The organism is Bacillus sp. AFS040349, from assembly GCF_002577655.1.
Classification (GTDB): Bacteria; Bacillota; Bacilli; order Bacillales; family Bacillaceae; genus Metabacillus.
On record NZ_NUMC01000153.1, the window covers coordinates 1 to 13,655 of the forward strand.

Here is a 13,655-nt window from a genome sequence, read left to right on the forward strand (position 1 = left end):
AAGTTTTGACAATACGCTAAATAATATAAGGGGGTTATTATGAAAAACAAATTTGTTTTAATGGGAATTGCAGCCATCATTATTGCGCTTATTTTCGGTGGAATTGCCTATCAGCAGCTAGTTGCAGAAAATATGGATGAGGTGTACTTAAATCTCGCCTATAGCACATTGTGTATGAGTATTGCAGTTTATGTTTGGCATATTAAAGATGAAAAGCAAAAACATAAAAGTGAAAGTTAATTTATTAAAATGAGAGGGAAATCCCCTCTCATTTTTTGTACGTTAAAAGCATAAATCAGCAGCACTGAAAAATTCCGACATAGTGTTCAATTCCTAAGTATTTAGCTTAAGTGCAACTACTCATCACATTTCATCTTGTAGGCTCGCCGGTCAGCGAGTTTTCTACTTGAAAAAGTTTTATGATTATTCTGCTTCTTCTTCAGTTTGTTCAGCGTCTTCTTCGGTTTCTTCAGTACCTTCTTCAGTTTCTTCTACATTTGTTTCTTCTTGTTCAGTATCCTCTGTGTTGTTACATGCAGCCATTAAAAATACAGCAAGTAAAGAAGCTCCAACTTTTAATAATAAACTTTTATTCATTGTCTTTTCCTCCCATGTAACGTTGAGTAATTTATATGTGAACCAGTTGGCTCAACTTAATAATAATGGAAATTTCAGGTGTGCATAGACTTTTTACAGAATCTGTACATGATCTTAAAAAATTAAAAATGAATTAAAAATTCATTAATGATCTTTACAGTAATTTATTGTAAAACTAGTTCAATCGATACTTCAAATCCCTCTTCAATCAGACTGTGGTAGGACAGCTCTTCGTTTATTCATCGTCTACATAATTTCATCTTAAATGGAAAAAATGATGGTAGTTCTTATGCAAAGGAGAGATAAGGTTGAAAAACAAAAATAAAAAATTAAGTTATGAATCAGATGGGAAAATGGGGAAGAAAGATGAGAAATCCTCAAAAAATGAAAAAAAAGAAGACCCGATGTTTTTTAATATGACTCAAAATAGTGAGTGAAGAAAAAGTGGAATAGATCTGATCATAAAAGATTCTATTCCACTTATTTTCGTTATGTTAGTAAGACTGATTAATCTGTGCTCTTTTAATAAATGATATTTCGTCTTCAATTAGACCACAAGTACCGCACTGTACTCGATAATTAGGACCTTTATATGAAACATGGAACGGATCTAAATTTGACTGCTGGAGCTCTTCTACTATATCTCCTGTTTGTGGGTTTAATTTAACCGGTTTTGCAAGTTGTTCAATAATATTAAACCTGGTTCTATTTGTTTTACAATTTGGGCATAAATATGGTGAAGACATTATTCTGACCTCCGTAATAATTCTTATTTTCTTTAGTATGTATAAATTATTTTTTTATATGTAAAAACGCTGTAGGTTTGGAAGTTCCTCTCAAACCTACAGCGTTTAATAAATATACACTATTCTTTTAATAGTTTTTTAAATAAGATAATGAAGTTTGCAATATCTTCATCACTAAAATCATTAAACTTTTCTAACAAAAAGTCTGTTTTCTTTTTTTCATATTGCTCAAGAATGTTTTTCCCATTCTCCGTTAAATGAATATCAACAATTCTACGGTCTTTGACAGAACGAACACGTTCAATCCAATTTTTTTCGATAAGAGAGTCAGTTACTGCTGTAATATGAGAAGCAGAAACATTTAGTATTTTGGATAAGTCAGATGACTTTTTTGGGCCAAGTTCGTACAAAGTTTTTAAAATGAAAAATTCATTTCTAGACATTTCATTATCATAAACTTGGTTCATTTCGTGACGAGTTTTCTTATACACATCACGCATTAGGGCTTCCATCTCATACATCTTTTCTTGACGATTATTCAACCTAGTTTCCTCCGTACTATCAAAGTATCCTTTTAATAAGACTAAGGAATGTTATAGAATGTGTCAAGGTTTATTAAAGAAAATGATGTTGGAAGATAATAAAGAGACTTTCCATAAAAAGCTGTTTACTTTCTAAGTTTTATTGCATGATATATAATAGAATTCATTAGTTAATAGGAGGGAAGTAATCGATGAATAAGCACAAGTTGGAACTCGCTACATTTGCTGGTGGTTGCTTTTGGTGTATGGTCCAGCCCTTCGATGAGTTACCAGGTATCGAAAGTGTTATTTCAGGCTATACCGGGGGAAATAAGGAAAATCCTACATATGAGGAAGTTTGTTCAAATACAACAGGGCATCTTGAGGCTGTACAAATTACGTACAATCCTGAAATATTTCATTATGAAAAGCTGTTAGAATTATTTTGGCAACAAATTGATCCAACTGATTCAGGCGGTCAATTTTTTGATAGAGGAGAATCTTATCAAACAGCTATTTTCTATCATACAGAAGAACAGAAGAAGTTGGCAGAAGCCTCAAAAGAGACATTGGAAAAAAGCGGAAGATTTTCGAAACCTATCGTTACAATGATTCTTGAGGCAAAACCATTTTATCCTGCGGAAGAATACCATCAGGACTTCTATAAAAAAAGTACCGGTCGTTACAAACAATATCGAACAGGATCTGGTAGAGATCGATTTATACAAGAGCATTGGAATGGTAATAACAAAGAAGATTTAAAATCTACTTTATCTCCTATGCAATATGAAGTTACTCAAAACAATGGAACAGAACCTCCTTTTCACAATGAGTTTTGGAATCATGTAGAAGAAGGTATTTATGTAGACATTGTTTCCGGAAAACCGTTATTCAGTTCAAAAGACAAATATGACGCAGGATGTGGGTGGCCTAGTTTCACAAAACCGATCCAAGACTTTGAAGTTGTCGAGAAAATGGATACAACGCATGGAATGATTCGTACAGAGGTTAGAAGTAAAACAGCTGATTCACATTTAGGTCATGTATTTGATGATGGACCAGGTCCTAATGGGTTAAGATATTGTATTAATTCGGCTGCTTTAAGATTTATCCCAAAGGATAATTTAGAAAAAGAGGGGTATGGTAAATACGCTCAGTTATTTGATAAATAGTGAAAAAGGCTGAATGATGTTCAGCCTTTTTCTAGTATAGACACTTTTGTATTCTTTGTATAAAATGGGAATAAAATAGAAGAGGAGGAGTAGAGCAGATGTCAGTATTAGGCTTTGAGCATGTTGGAATACAAGTGGAAAATATTGAAAGAAGCATTACATTTTACAAAGATGTAGTTGGTCTTGATTTGCTTGATCAGTTTTTACATACAGATGGGAATATGAAGCTAGCATTTTTAGGTGTGGGAGGCAATATTATTGTTGAACTTATAGAAGGATATAATCCTAATTTACCTGATGAAGGAAAGGTTCATCATATTGCTTTTCAAGTTGATAATATTGAGAAAGAAAGAGATAGATTACGTGCGGCAAACGTAGAATGGATCTTTGAAGAGATCACAGAGTTGCCAAATGGAGCAAAGTATATTTTCTTTAGAGGTCCAGAAAAAGAATGGATCGAATTTTTTGAACGTTAAAGAAAGGAAACCGGGCCTTGGATGCAGCCTGGTTTTTTGCTTTTTATTTTAAAATTAGTTTTTTACCTAAAAATGGGCGAATGCACATACGATACAACCCACCCATGACATAAAGTAAAGGGAAATCTAAATTCAAATGAGGAGTGAATCAATATGCATTGCTATTATGATCATGGATACCCACACGCTGGTGGATACGGTTATGGAAATAGCTTCGTATTAATCGTTGTTTTGTTCATTTTATTAATCATCGTTGGTGCAGCTTACATTCACTAATCTCTATTAAAAGGAGCTCCGATGTGAGCTCTTTTTTATATATAAGGTGAATCATAATATAACTGAAGTGTAAACCTATATTAGGAAATATTATGCTCAATATGTTAACTGTAATGTTAAAATGGTTGACATTATAACAACCATTCATTACCATTAATATAAGTAATCTAAGGGGGAATGTTAAAATGAATTGGGAATTATTGGCCGACGATGTGATTAATGGAAGAATTTTAACCAGAGAAGAAGCAAAGTCAATTTTAATGTGTGATGATGATGACTTGTTATTGCTATTAAATGGTGCATTTAAGATTAGAAAACATTATTATGGAAAAAAAGTAAAGCTTAATATGATCATCAACACTAAATCAGGATTATGTCCTGAGAATTGTGGTTATTGTTCACAATCAGTTGTTTCAAAAGCACCAATAGAGAAATATAGAATGCTAGATAAAGAATCTATTTTAAAAGGTGCAGAGCAAGCTCATAACCTAAAAGTGGGAACATATTGTATTGTTGCAAGTGGCCGGGGACCAAGTGATAAGGAAGTTGATCATGTAACATCTGCTGTTGGTGAAATAAAGGACAAATATGGATTGAAAATTTGTGCATGCCTAGGTATCTTAAAACCAGATCAGGCAAGGCGTTTAAAAGAAGCCGGAGTAGATCGTTATAATCATAATATAAATACATCAAAAGAACATCATTCTTCTATCACAACTTCACATACATACGAAGATCGTACGAATACAGTTGAGTTGGTAAAGCAAAGTGGTATTTCACCTTGTTCTGGTGTAATTGTTGGAATGCGTGAAACATTAGATGATGTGGTGAATATGGCATATAGTTTAAGAGAATTAGATGCAGATTCAATCCCTGTAAACTTTTTACATGCAATAGATGGTACACCTCTTGAAGGGACAAATGATTTAAATCCTAGATATTGTTTGAAAGTACTAGCTTTATTTCGATACATAAACCCAACAAAAGAAATTAGAATTTCTGGTGGACGTGAAGTGAATTTAAGGTCTCTACAACCACTTGGCTTATATGCAGCAAATTCCATATTTGTAGGAGATTATTTGACAACAGCTGGACAAGAAAGCACTGCAGACCATAAAATGCTCAAGGATCTTGGATTTGAGATAGATTTTCAGTATGAAGAAATGAGTGTTTAAAATTTACCGGAACTAAACCACAGTAAATCTGCTGTGGTTTTACTTGTTATATTAGTTGAGGGTTTAAGAAGATCACTTTTTAGTTAAGGGAGAAATATAATCGAGGCTTGATTAAAGTTCTTCAGTTGTATTATCCTAGTCTTTAATAAGCAAAAACAACGGGGGAATACCAGATGAAGTCCTTTTATCATTATTTAATGAAATATCGTCATCCAAAACCAAAGGATGAGTTATCTAAATTTGCCAATGATGCGTATCTTGATCATGCCTTTCCAAAGACAACTGATAGTTATGATGAGCTAAGTTCTTATTTGGAGATGAACGGTCATTATTTACAAAGTATGTCAGTTTTCGACGATGCCTGGGATCGTTATCAAAATGAAATTTTAAGAAGAATATAACTAAAAGGACAAAGATGAACTAAGCTCATCTTTGTCCTTTTAGTTTTCGTTGTAAAAAACTATCCATGACGAATTTTAAGTTTCAGCATATACTATCTTATCCTTACAATCACGACAAAGGAGAGATGAAAAATGAAAAATAAAAACAGACCAAAATTTAAAATAGGGGATATTGTCGTGATTATTATGTATGGAACTGTGGGTACCATAACAAAGCTCCATTTTGTTGATCATCAATATGCGTACGAAGTGAATCATGGTGATATTTTGTATTATGAAAATGCCCTTCAATTATTTTCTGATTATGAAGGATCTCTTATTGAGACAGAGAAAATAAATATTGATGTTCACTATCAAATAGGTGATATTGTTTTAGTTAAAGGATACGGAAGCTCTTTATTTCGCATTGTAGGTGTGAGAACAGAAGTGTGGAGATATGCCGAAGATGGGTGGGAAGAACTAACATATGAATTAAATCGCATGTCTGATGGAGAATGGTTAGAAGCTACTGAAGATGAAATGAGCCTAATGATCAGCAATCAAGAGGCTGAGTCTTTTATGCAGCAGCTTCATTTGCATAATACGATTTCAGACGAAAGTCGATATTATGCATCAATGATTCATAGTTACATTGGTCTCGAGTCAACAAAACAACCTGTTGAAGAAGAAAATTATAAAAAGCTAATTGATGAAATGCTTGATATCTATAACGATTATGAAACCTTATATAAAATGTTTCATGATGAAGAATACAAAGATATGATGAACTTAATTTTAAAGAGCTTATATAGATATAAAGAATAGTTTATAAGGCCAAAGAGATTATGAGATAAATAAGGTAAGGAACACAGAAAAAGACCATTCCATAAAATAATGTTTTTAAAGAATTTTCTAAAAGAGAATCAAAGCCTTTCCCATCAATAAAATCTAGTACACGTTCTTTCGAATTTTGTTGTTTCTTTTCACTATAGTCTGAAGTATATTGGATGTCTTTTAACATATCGATTACCGCCCCTTTTTTAAGCTTGTCCACTTAAAACTAACTATATGTTTTTACTTTATATTTATTCCAGTTCATTTTATAAAGTCTTATAAAAAAATATTCATTGATTTGCATATGTCCCTTTAAATGGACATAAAAAATAGAAGGGGGGCGATATTGTGAAGGAAATAGAAGTAATTATTGATACTGAGGAGATTGCTGAGTTCTTTTACAATGAGCTCACAAAAAGAGGGTATGTTCCAGGTGAAGAAGAACTTGGAGAACTTGCAGATATAACATTCGATTACCTTCTTAACAAATGCATTATCGATGAAGATTTAGACTATGAAGAGAATGAATAGGAAGAATACTAGAGAGGCTGACATGAATTTTACATGTCAGCCTTTTTTATTATGTTAATAGTTCCTTCATTGTTGACAATGCTTTAATGAGCATTAAATCATGGTTTACATTCTTAGTGATAACTTGAAATTCAATATTTAAGGGGTTATTAAATTTCTTTATTTGTGAAAAGTCTATATACCAATCTTGGTATTTTGGAAAAGTGTGTGGAACATCCTCCCAAGCCTTAGCTAGTGGTGGGCTGTAAATTTTAGGATCGTCCATTATGTTATTGGTGAAAATATGTGGCCAATAATCATGACGTGAAGCTGTATGTTCATGTTTAGTAGCAAACTGAGAAAATGAAGAAAGCCAATTTTTTGAAAAAAGGATGCTGTATAGTTTTTTACCAGTATCTATTCTTGTCTTAACAGAAGAAAAATCATGAACTTCTAAACCTGCTAATGAATGCTTATTTAAAAAGCGGTAGCGTTTAAAAGGAAAAAGAACATGTGTGAATCCTAATTTTTCCTGAAGCAAATACATAAACGAAAGGAGAACAGTTTTTTTTATGAAAGGAAGTGTCATTAAGTGTTTTTCAACATAATGCTGTTCATTCGTTATTAATGCATATGTTAGCAGTGAAGATTGTTGTGAAGTAAAGAAGAATTTCCAAATTGGTATCATGAACTTAGAAACATGAAACGAAGGTAATAAATGGGAATAATCAGTAGAATCTTCTTTGCTTTTTTTATAGAGTAATAGCTGTGGAAAGGCATCATGAAAAATCAGGGCATTTGCTCTTTCTAAAAAATGAAACAGAATTGTTTGTTGCTTGCTATCAACGAAAGATTCAAGTAAAGGACTTTTCAAATCGGTCATATTGTATCCACCATTGCGAGAAACCATATGCGCAAGAAAAGCCCAATGAATCTCTGGATGTTGACGATAAAATGTTAAATATGCATTTGTTCTAGTAAGATTATTTTTATTATTAATTTTTGTTTCATTAGAAATAGTGTTGATTATTTTTCTTTCTTTTTGTGTAATAACAAAAGGAGAAGATTCTTTCAATATATTCTTTAGTTGCTGCTCAAGAAACCGGTCGTTTGCTTTTTTATTTCTAATTTCTTCATTCATAATTAAACCGTCCTTTAAGTTTAGGCTGTTTATTACAGTAGTTGTAGTTGAGTTAATTTTATAATAATGACTCTTAAATCAAAAAACGAACATCTTTCTTCATCCTGAACTTGTTAATAAACAATACACGGATGAAAACACTAATAAAGGTGAAATTCATACGTTTTTTGGTAACAAATGATACATTATGAAATGGATTCAGTTAAATTCCTATATTATTTGTATGAAATTTATGAAACCTTTGTTCTTTTTTGTCGTATATACTAATGAGCTATAATAAAAATAAAATTTTTAGAAAGAGGGATTTAATATGTTAAAGAAAATCCTTAAATCTTTATTATCTTCAAGTAAACATTCACATTCATACCGAAGAAGCTACAGTTCGAGTGATTTTAAAAGAAGAAAATCTCATCATTATCATCCGTCAAAGTATGGGCACCAACATTACAAAAGAAAGCATAAATCAAGTGGTTTTTTTAGTTCATATAGTAGCTAATGAACAAGTTCACCAAAAAGTGGATTGAACTAACAGAGCAACCATTAAAAGCTCATCAAATTGTAAATGAAAGATATATCATTAAGAATCTTTTAGGCAAAGGTAGCTATGGGTTCACATATTTAGTGAAAGATGAAGAAAATCAGAATAAAGTGCTAAAGCAATTACGGAAATATAAAATGCTCGAAAAGTCTGGGGAAGAATCTTTTAAACATGAAGTCACTATTTTAAGAACTTTAAATGATTCTTCTATTCCAGCTTTTTATGATGAATTTATAGAAAATGAAAAACATTTTATTGTGATGGAATATAAAAAAGGAAAAACATATGAAGATTTAATTTTTATAGAAAATATGACATTTTCAGAAGAAGAAGCATTGAAAGAGCTTTATGACGTACTTGTATTAGTAAAATTGTTTCATGATATTGGATGGGTTCACCGTGACTTACGTATTCCTAATATCTTGAAAAATGAAGAAGAAAAGTACATTATTGATTTTGGTCTGGCTAGATTCATAAATGATAATCATTCTGAACAATTTGATTCTTTAGAGAAAAAGTTGTTTCGAGAAGTTTCATTTAAAAGTGATTTTTATGCATTAGGTCATTTTCTTTTATTTTTACTTTATTCCTCATATCAACCGAAAACTAGGGAAAAAAGATCATGGGAAGAAGAGTTGGATATTACAGACCATACAAAAAGAATTCTACGTAAAATGCTCCAATTAGATGAACCATATGATGAAATCAATCAAATTATGAAGGATATAAGAGGGTCATAAAATGAGGAGGAATCAGGATGTCATTTTTTAATAAAATACTGGCAAGTGTTGGAGTTGGTTCTGCAAAGGTTGATGCTAAACTTTCTAAATCATCCATCATGATTGGTGAAAAAGTAGAAGGAGTTATTGATGTACAAGGTGGAAATGTAGAACAAGCAGTTGATGAGATCTATTTAACAGTCAACACAAATTATGAAAAAGAACAAGATGATCGCGTAATCAATAAGCATGCCGTGATCGCAACCATTAAGTTAAATGAACCGTTTGTAATTATGCCTGGAGAAACTAAAACATTCCCTTTCCAAATTGAAATGCCATTAGACACACCGGTTAGTGTAGGTTCATCACAAGTATGGATTCAAACAGGTGTGGACATAAAAGGTGCTTTTGATCCACAAGATCGAGATATTGTGACAATTTTACCTAATAATATGATGGATCAGATTTTAAATGTTATGAAAGAATTAGGTTTTTCCTTAAGAAAGGTCAAAAACGAAGAGGCTTCATTTAAATTAAGAAAAAGATTACCGTTTGTACAAGAATTTGAATTTATTCCAACAACGGGTTCGTATTATGGAAAATTCGATGAAGTGGAAGTTTTGTTTTTCTTAATTGATGATCATAAAATAGAGGTTGTAGTAGAAGTCGACCGCCGTGCAAGGGGCCTTGCTGGTCTTTTTTCAGAAGCACTTGATTTAGATGAATCGATTATTAAATTTACAATAGAAGAAAATGAACTGCATCAAGTAAAAAACATTTTTAAGGAAATTCTAGAAAATCATAGTTAGAAAAGGAAAACTATTGGAACAGAATAAAGTTCCAATAGTTTTTGGCATGTATTTACGCTGTTACATTATTTAATAATGTTTCTATATCCTGCTCCATGTCAATAGGATCTGTTGTACATTCAAAACGTTTTACAACGTTACCTTCCTGGTCAATTAAGAATTTTGTGAAATTCCATTTAATTGAGTAATTATCTGTTAAATATTCTGGGTGTTTTTCATTTAGTAACGGAATTAGTATTTTTGCAACAGGATGGAAAGGATTGAATCCCTCAAAAGGTTTACTTTGTGATAGATAATCGAATAATGGGTGAATGTTTTCATCTCTTACATCTATTTTTTGGAATAATGGAAAACTAACACCATAGTTTAATAGACAGTTCGCTTGAATGGCGTCATTTGAATCAGGTTCTTGGTTATCAAATTGATTACAAGGGAACCCTAATATTACAAAATCTTTTTCTTTATAGCGATTGTACAGCTTTTGTAAGTCTTCATATTGATATGTAAATCCGCATCTACCTGCAGTATTAACAACTAATAATACTTTTCCTTTATAGTCTTCAAGAGATCTTTCCGTTCCATTCATTGCTTTCGCTGTAAAATGATATATACTCATAAACAGTCCTCCAAGATTAATAGTTATTTTTCCCTATGAAATTTGACTCATTTTTATTATACATGAATAGTTTCATCATTTAAAAGAAATTCATTCAAGCTAACTAACTTTATATATATTAATAAAATATAAAAATTTACCGATAGAATAATAGTGTAGGTAATTTGTTTTAAAAAAATGTAACAATTAGGTAGAAAATATCGTTATATGTATATTAAACTATTCTTATTTAAACTCTAACTTATAGTTGCATTTACATGTTTAAGTTTTAAAGTATGTTAAGTAGAGCACTTTTGCAAAAAGGGGAAAAAGAAATGGACGAGAAAAAGGCATCTTTATCAAGGGTAACCAATCGAAGGAAACGAAGAAGACTTAAAAAGGTTTATAGAAGAATACTTCTTGGCATTATTTTTATCATAATAGTAAGTTCTGCATATTCACTGCTAAAACCAGAAAAATCAGCAGTTGTAACGACATCTGAGCATGAAGGAAAAGAGAGTGTTATATCTGAAAAACAACTAGTGGAAGTGCCAAGTGATGTAGATGCGTCAATAAAAATTAGTGCTGCTGGTGATTTTACACTAGGAATGGATGAGAATTTTGAGTATAATGGTTCATTTGTTCATACAGCTTCTACGAATGGTCTGTCTTACTTTTTAGAAGGACTTAATGATGTTTTTAAAAAAGATGACCTTACTACTGTAAATTTAGAAACAACCTTAACGAATGCAACAGAAAAAGCTGAGAAAACATTTCGTTTTAAAGGAGATCCTGAATATGCCCAAATACTAAAACTTGGTGGAATTGAGGCAGTCAATTTAGCAAATAATCATATTTTTGATTATAAGCAAAAAGGATATGAAGATACAATAGAGGCTTTAAAAGAGAGAGATGTTGGTTATTTTGGTTATGAAAATCAATTTATAACAACCATTAAGGAAGTTAAAATCGGTGCATTGGGTTACGAAGGATGGGAGGATACCGAAGAAATCCGCTCAACGATCGAGAAAGACATACAGTCTTTAAGAGAGCAGGGAGTTCAAATTGTGTTGATCCACTTTCATTGGGGTGATGAGAAACACTATGTTCCAAATGAGGATCAAAAATCACTTGCAAGATTTAGTGTAGATGCTGGAGCAGACTTAATATTAGGTCATCATCCACATGTTTTACAAGGAATTGAGGAGTATAACGGAAAGTTTATTGTTTACAGTCTAGGTAACTTTATGTTTGGCGGAAATAAAAACCCTTCTGACAAGGATACATTTGTTTTTCAGCAAACGTTTCATATAGAAAATGGTGAACTTAGTGACAAAAAAGAAATTAATGTGGTTCCGTTTTCGATCTCATCTGTTTCATCTCATAATGATTATCAACCAACTTTATTAAGTGGGGGTGAATATGAGAGAGTTAAGGATAAAATCATTCATTATTCCAATCAAGTGAAGGGATCTGACTGGATCGTTTATGATACAGAAGAAGAAGTTACAGAATAAATTCCAAGACAGGAGAGCTTCATTGCTTTTCTGTCTTTTTGTTATAATAATTAGCTTTATTACTATCCTTTTTCAAAATATAATATCTTTTAACAAAATGAATAATTAAGGTATAATAGAGTTTAGTGATTATATTTAAAGAATTACAATATATAAGTTTTTTATTGATTTAACGTTGAAAGTGAGTGTTTTTAATGGGTCGTAAATGGAATAATATTAAGGAAAAGAAAGCTTCTAAAGATGCAAATACTAGTCGTATTTATGCAAAGTTTGGTCGGGAAATATATGTTGTAGCAAAGCAAGGTGAGCCAGATCCAGAAGCTAACCAAGCATTAAAAGTTGTTCTTGAACGTGCGAAGACATATAGTGTACCAAAAACAATTATTGACCGTGCAATCGAAAAAGCAAAAGGTGGAACCGAAGAAAGTTATGATGAGCTTCGATATGAGGGATTTGGGCCAAATGGTTCAATGGTCATCGTTGATGCTCTTACAAATAACGTGAACCGTACAGCTTCAGATGTTCGTGCTGCATTCGGAAAAAACGGTGGAAATATGGGTGTTAGTGGGTCTGTAGCTTATATGTTTGATGCAACTGCTGTTATTGGGGTTGAAGGAAAAACAGCTGATGAGGTTTTAGAACTATTAATGGAAGCAGACGTTGATGCAAGAGATATTCTAGAAGAAGATGATTCAGTTATCGTATATGCAGAGCCTGATCAATTTCATGCAGTACAAGAAGCATTTAAAGGTGTTGGTATAACTGATTTTACAGTTGCTGAACTAACGATGCTTGCGCAAAGTGATGTAACACTATCAGATGATGCAAAAGCTCAATTTGAAAAGTTGATTGACGCGTTAGAAGATTTAGAAGACGTAAAACAAGTCTTCCATAATGTAGATTTAAGTGAATAAGTAATATTCCAAACCTTCGTTTCTATATTACGAAGGTTTTCTTTATTTGGATTGCTATTTAAATGCTTAAATATATCGAAATATTTTCAAAAAGAAGACCACGAAAAAGACCGATAATAGCAACGCTCTAATAGGATAAATAAAATGAAATCGAATCATTGGGAACATAATTGTGATAAAAAGAAGTGACCATGCTAAGTTCCACCCATGATGATAGGTTAGAATTTCTGTTATCCTTCCAATCCATTCTCCAACAAAAAAAATTAATACCCAACGTAATATATAAAGAAATTTCTTTAAAGGAAGCGTAGGATAATTTGATAAAAAGATAAAAGCAATAAGAGGATTAATAACTAAATTATGTAAAAAGTGAACATTCATATGTGAAATAAAAGGACCTGTTTCTAACTCCCAAAGATGGTAATAGGTATGTGAAATATATTCATATATAAAGCTAGCCAATGACATATACAGCATTGTTGGATAATATTGCTCCCAGTTATTCCACTTGGCTTTTTTAATAGCTAGATATAGAACAAAGGATAAAATTAGGAAGTGCATATAATTACTCCTTAAATCATACTGAATCTTATTATCTACCTTATATTTACAAATAATACCATTTAGTGGTATCAACTATTTTTTTGAGACATTTTACCTATTTGTTTCTTTGAAAAATGCTATTTACATTAACGTAACGTAAGGCTTTATGATTTTTAGGTAGTGTCAAAAGAT

The 13,655-nt window shown here is 31.7% G+C and carries 21 protein-coding genes; 14 read left to right on the forward strand and 7 right to left on the reverse strand.

All coding sequences use genetic code 11. The annotated features are described in order from the left end of the window. Nucleotides 1–39: 39 nt before the first annotated feature. The gene (gene ypmT, locus COD11_RS24330; protein ID WP_098799488.1) at nucleotides 40–240 is read left to right on the forward strand and encodes a protein YpmT; all 201 of its coding nucleotides are present in this window, start codon (nucleotides 40–42) and stop codon (nucleotides 238–240) included. 183 nt (nucleotides 241–423) lie between these two features. Here ypmT and COD11_RS27145 read toward each other — a convergent pair whose 3' ends face one another. Beyond that, entirely contained in the window at nucleotides 424–597 is a 174-nt protein-coding gene (locus tag COD11_RS27145; RefSeq protein WP_176551233.1) for a hypothetical protein, read from the reverse strand. A 308-nt stretch (nucleotides 598–905) separates the two neighbouring features. On the opposite strand from COD11_RS27145, the gene COD11_RS27780 reads away from it, so the two are divergent. Then, a complete protein-coding gene (locus COD11_RS27780; protein WP_255301700.1) occupies nucleotides 906–1,034 on the forward strand; it encodes a hypothetical protein in 129 nt (42 codons plus the stop codon). A 57-nt stretch (nucleotides 1,035–1,091) separates the two neighbouring features. On the opposite strand, the gene COD11_RS24335 is transcribed toward COD11_RS27780, so the two are convergent. Then, the gene (locus tag COD11_RS24335; protein WP_098799489.1) at nucleotides 1,092–1,343 is read right to left on the reverse strand and encodes a DNA alkylation repair protein; all 252 of its coding nucleotides are present in this window, start codon (nucleotides 1,341–1,343) and stop codon (nucleotides 1,092–1,094) included. A 119-nt stretch (nucleotides 1,344–1,462) separates the two neighbouring features. Then, nucleotides 1,463–1,885 carry a MarR family winged helix-turn-helix transcriptional regulator gene (locus tag COD11_RS24340; protein ID WP_098799490.1) on the reverse strand — a complete coding sequence of 141 codons (423 nt, stop codon included), beginning with the start codon at nucleotides 1,883–1,885 and terminating at the stop codon, nucleotides 1,463–1,465. A gap of 191 nt (nucleotides 1,886–2,076) precedes the next feature. On the opposite strand from COD11_RS24340, the gene msrB reads away from it, so the two are divergent. The 6 genes from msrB (at nucleotide 2,077) to COD11_RS24370 (ending at nucleotide 6,168) form a co-directional block, all read left to right on the forward strand. Next, entirely contained in the window at nucleotides 2,077–3,036 is a 960-nt protein-coding gene (gene msrB / locus COD11_RS28280) for a peptide-methionine (R)-S-oxide reductase MsrB (protein ID WP_098799491.1), read from the forward strand. A 98-nt stretch (nucleotides 3,037–3,134) separates the two neighbouring features. Further along, a complete protein-coding gene (locus COD11_RS24350; protein ID WP_098799492.1) occupies nucleotides 3,135–3,512 on the forward strand; it encodes a VOC family protein in 378 nt (125 codons plus the stop codon). A 153-nt stretch (nucleotides 3,513–3,665) separates the two neighbouring features. Then, nucleotides 3,666–3,788 carry a YjcZ family sporulation protein gene (locus COD11_RS24355; protein ID WP_098799493.1) on the forward strand — a complete coding sequence of 41 codons (123 nt, stop codon included), beginning with the start codon at nucleotides 3,666–3,668 and terminating at the stop codon, nucleotides 3,786–3,788. 185 nt (nucleotides 3,789–3,973) lie between these two features. Continuing rightward, entirely contained in the window at nucleotides 3,974–4,963 is a 990-nt protein-coding gene (gene bioB, locus COD11_RS24360) for a biotin synthase BioB (RefSeq protein ID WP_098799494.1), read from the forward strand. A gap of 173 nt (nucleotides 4,964–5,136) precedes the next feature. Then, nucleotides 5,137–5,364, forward strand: coding sequence for a YozE family protein (locus COD11_RS24365; RefSeq protein ID WP_098799495.1), 228 nt, complete (start codon nucleotides 5,137–5,139; stop codon nucleotides 5,362–5,364). Between the two features lie 132 nt (nucleotides 5,365–5,496). Next, nucleotides 5,497–6,168 (forward strand): hypothetical protein, encoded by a 672-nt coding sequence (locus COD11_RS24370; RefSeq protein WP_098799496.1) that lies wholly within the window; start codon nucleotides 5,497–5,499, stop codon nucleotides 6,166–6,168. A 1-nt stretch (nucleotide 6,169) separates the two neighbouring features. On the opposite strand, the gene COD11_RS24375 is transcribed toward COD11_RS24370, so the two are convergent. After that, complete coding sequence (locus COD11_RS24375) at nucleotides 6,170–6,364, reverse strand: hypothetical protein (RefSeq protein WP_098799497.1); 195 nt, start codon at nucleotides 6,362–6,364, stop codon at nucleotides 6,170–6,172. 161 nt (nucleotides 6,365–6,525) lie between these two features. Here COD11_RS24375 and COD11_RS24380 point away from each other — a divergent pair, with 161 nt between their 5' ends. Continuing rightward, on the forward strand, nucleotides 6,526–6,708 hold the full coding sequence (locus COD11_RS24380; RefSeq protein ID WP_098799498.1) for a YozD family protein: 183 nt from the start codon (nucleotides 6,526–6,528) through the stop codon (nucleotides 6,706–6,708). Between the two features lie 49 nt (nucleotides 6,709–6,757). Here the strand turns inward: COD11_RS24380 and COD11_RS24385 are convergent, their stop codons facing one another. Continuing rightward, nucleotides 6,758–7,828, reverse strand: coding sequence for a DUF2515 family protein (locus COD11_RS24385; protein WP_098799499.1), 1,071 nt, complete (start codon nucleotides 7,826–7,828; stop codon nucleotides 6,758–6,760). Between the two features lie 310 nt (nucleotides 7,829–8,138). Here COD11_RS24385 and COD11_RS24390 point away from each other — a divergent pair, with 310 nt between their 5' ends. The 3 genes from COD11_RS24390 to COD11_RS24400 are packed head-to-tail and all read left to right on the forward strand — an operon-like array spanning nucleotide 8,139 to nucleotide 9,894. After that, nucleotides 8,139–8,324 (forward strand): hypothetical protein, encoded by a 186-nt coding sequence (locus COD11_RS24390; RefSeq protein WP_098799500.1) that lies wholly within the window; start codon nucleotides 8,139–8,141, stop codon nucleotides 8,322–8,324. Beyond that, nucleotides 8,324–9,106 carry a serine/threonine protein kinase gene (locus tag COD11_RS24395; RefSeq protein WP_098799501.1) on the forward strand — a complete coding sequence of 261 codons (783 nt, stop codon included), beginning with the start codon at nucleotides 8,324–8,326 and terminating at the stop codon, nucleotides 9,104–9,106. Before COD11_RS24390 ends, COD11_RS24395 begins: the two co-directional genes overlap by 1 nt. A gap of 17 nt (nucleotides 9,107–9,123) precedes the next feature. After that, nucleotides 9,124–9,894 carry a sporulation protein gene (locus COD11_RS24400; protein WP_098799502.1) on the forward strand — a complete coding sequence of 257 codons (771 nt, stop codon included), beginning with the start codon at nucleotides 9,124–9,126 and terminating at the stop codon, nucleotides 9,892–9,894. 52 nt (nucleotides 9,895–9,946) lie between these two features. Here the strand turns inward: COD11_RS24400 and COD11_RS24405 are convergent, their stop codons facing one another. After that, entirely contained in the window at nucleotides 9,947–10,510 is a 564-nt protein-coding gene (locus COD11_RS24405) for a glutathione peroxidase (RefSeq protein WP_098799503.1), read from the reverse strand. A 314-nt stretch (nucleotides 10,511–10,824) separates the two neighbouring features. Here COD11_RS24405 and COD11_RS24410 point away from each other — a divergent pair, with 314 nt between their 5' ends. Both COD11_RS24410 and COD11_RS24415 read left to right on the forward strand, forming a co-directional pair. Then, on the forward strand, nucleotides 10,825–12,006 hold the full coding sequence (locus COD11_RS24410) for a CapA family protein (protein WP_098799504.1): 1,182 nt from the start codon (nucleotides 10,825–10,827) through the stop codon (nucleotides 12,004–12,006). A 194-nt stretch (nucleotides 12,007–12,200) separates the two neighbouring features. Beyond that, nucleotides 12,201–12,920 (forward strand): YebC/PmpR family DNA-binding transcriptional regulator, encoded by a 720-nt coding sequence (locus COD11_RS24415; RefSeq protein ID WP_098799505.1) that lies wholly within the window; start codon nucleotides 12,201–12,203, stop codon nucleotides 12,918–12,920. Between the two features lie 66 nt (nucleotides 12,921–12,986). Here the strand turns inward: COD11_RS24415 and COD11_RS24420 are convergent, their stop codons facing one another. After that, nucleotides 12,987–13,481 carry a CBO0543 family protein gene (locus tag COD11_RS24420; RefSeq protein ID WP_098799506.1) on the reverse strand — a complete coding sequence of 165 codons (495 nt, stop codon included), beginning with the start codon at nucleotides 13,479–13,481 and terminating at the stop codon, nucleotides 12,987–12,989. Between the last annotated feature and the right edge of the window lie 174 nt (nucleotides 13,482–13,655).

Coding starts and splice junctions, on each gene's coding strand:
- ypmT (WP_098799488.1), top strand. CDS start 40: ATGAAAAACAAATTTGTTTTAATGGGAATTGCAGCCATCATTATTGCG.
- COD11_RS27145 (WP_176551233.1), bottom strand. CDS start 597: ATGAATAAAAGTTTATTATTAAAAGTTGGAGCTTCTTTACTTGCTGTA.
- COD11_RS24335 (WP_098799489.1), bottom strand. CDS start 1,343: ATGTCTTCACCATATTTATGCCCAAATTGTAAAACAAATAGAACCAGG.
- msrB (WP_098799491.1), top strand. CDS start 2,077: ATGAATAAGCACAAGTTGGAACTCGCTACATTTGCTGGTGGTTGCTTT.
- COD11_RS24350 (WP_098799492.1), top strand. CDS start 3,135: ATGTCAGTATTAGGCTTTGAGCATGTTGGAATACAAGTGGAAAATATT.
- COD11_RS24355 (WP_098799493.1), top strand. CDS start 3,666: ATGCATTGCTATTATGATCATGGATACCCACACGCTGGTGGATACGGT.
- bioB (WP_098799494.1), top strand. CDS start 3,974: ATGAATTGGGAATTATTGGCCGACGATGTGATTAATGGAAGAATTTTA.
- COD11_RS24365 (WP_098799495.1), top strand. CDS start 5,137: ATGAAGTCCTTTTATCATTATTTAATGAAATATCGTCATCCAAAACCA.
- COD11_RS24370 (WP_098799496.1), top strand. CDS start 5,497: ATGAAAAATAAAAACAGACCAAAATTTAAAATAGGGGATATTGTCGTG.
- COD11_RS24375 (WP_098799497.1), bottom strand. CDS start 6,364: ATGTTAAAAGACATCCAATATACTTCAGACTATAGTGAAAAGAAACAA.
- COD11_RS24385 (WP_098799499.1), bottom strand. CDS start 7,828: ATGAATGAAGAAATTAGAAATAAAAAAGCAAACGACCGGTTTCTTGAG.
- COD11_RS24390 (WP_098799500.1), top strand. CDS start 8,139: ATGTTAAAGAAAATCCTTAAATCTTTATTATCTTCAAGTAAACATTCA.
- COD11_RS24395 (WP_098799501.1), top strand. CDS start 8,324: ATGAACAAGTTCACCAAAAAGTGGATTGAACTAACAGAGCAACCATTA.
- COD11_RS24400 (WP_098799502.1), top strand. CDS start 9,124: ATGTCATTTTTTAATAAAATACTGGCAAGTGTTGGAGTTGGTTCTGCA.
- COD11_RS24405 (WP_098799503.1), bottom strand. CDS start 10,510: ATGAGTATATATCATTTTACAGCGAAAGCAATGAATGGAACGGAAAGA.
- COD11_RS24410 (WP_098799504.1), top strand. CDS start 10,825: ATGGACGAGAAAAAGGCATCTTTATCAAGGGTAACCAATCGAAGGAAA.
- COD11_RS24415 (WP_098799505.1), top strand. CDS start 12,201: ATGGGTCGTAAATGGAATAATATTAAGGAAAAGAAAGCTTCTAAAGAT.
- COD11_RS24420 (WP_098799506.1), bottom strand. CDS start 13,481: ATGCACTTCCTAATTTTATCCTTTGTTCTATATCTAGCTATTAAAAAA.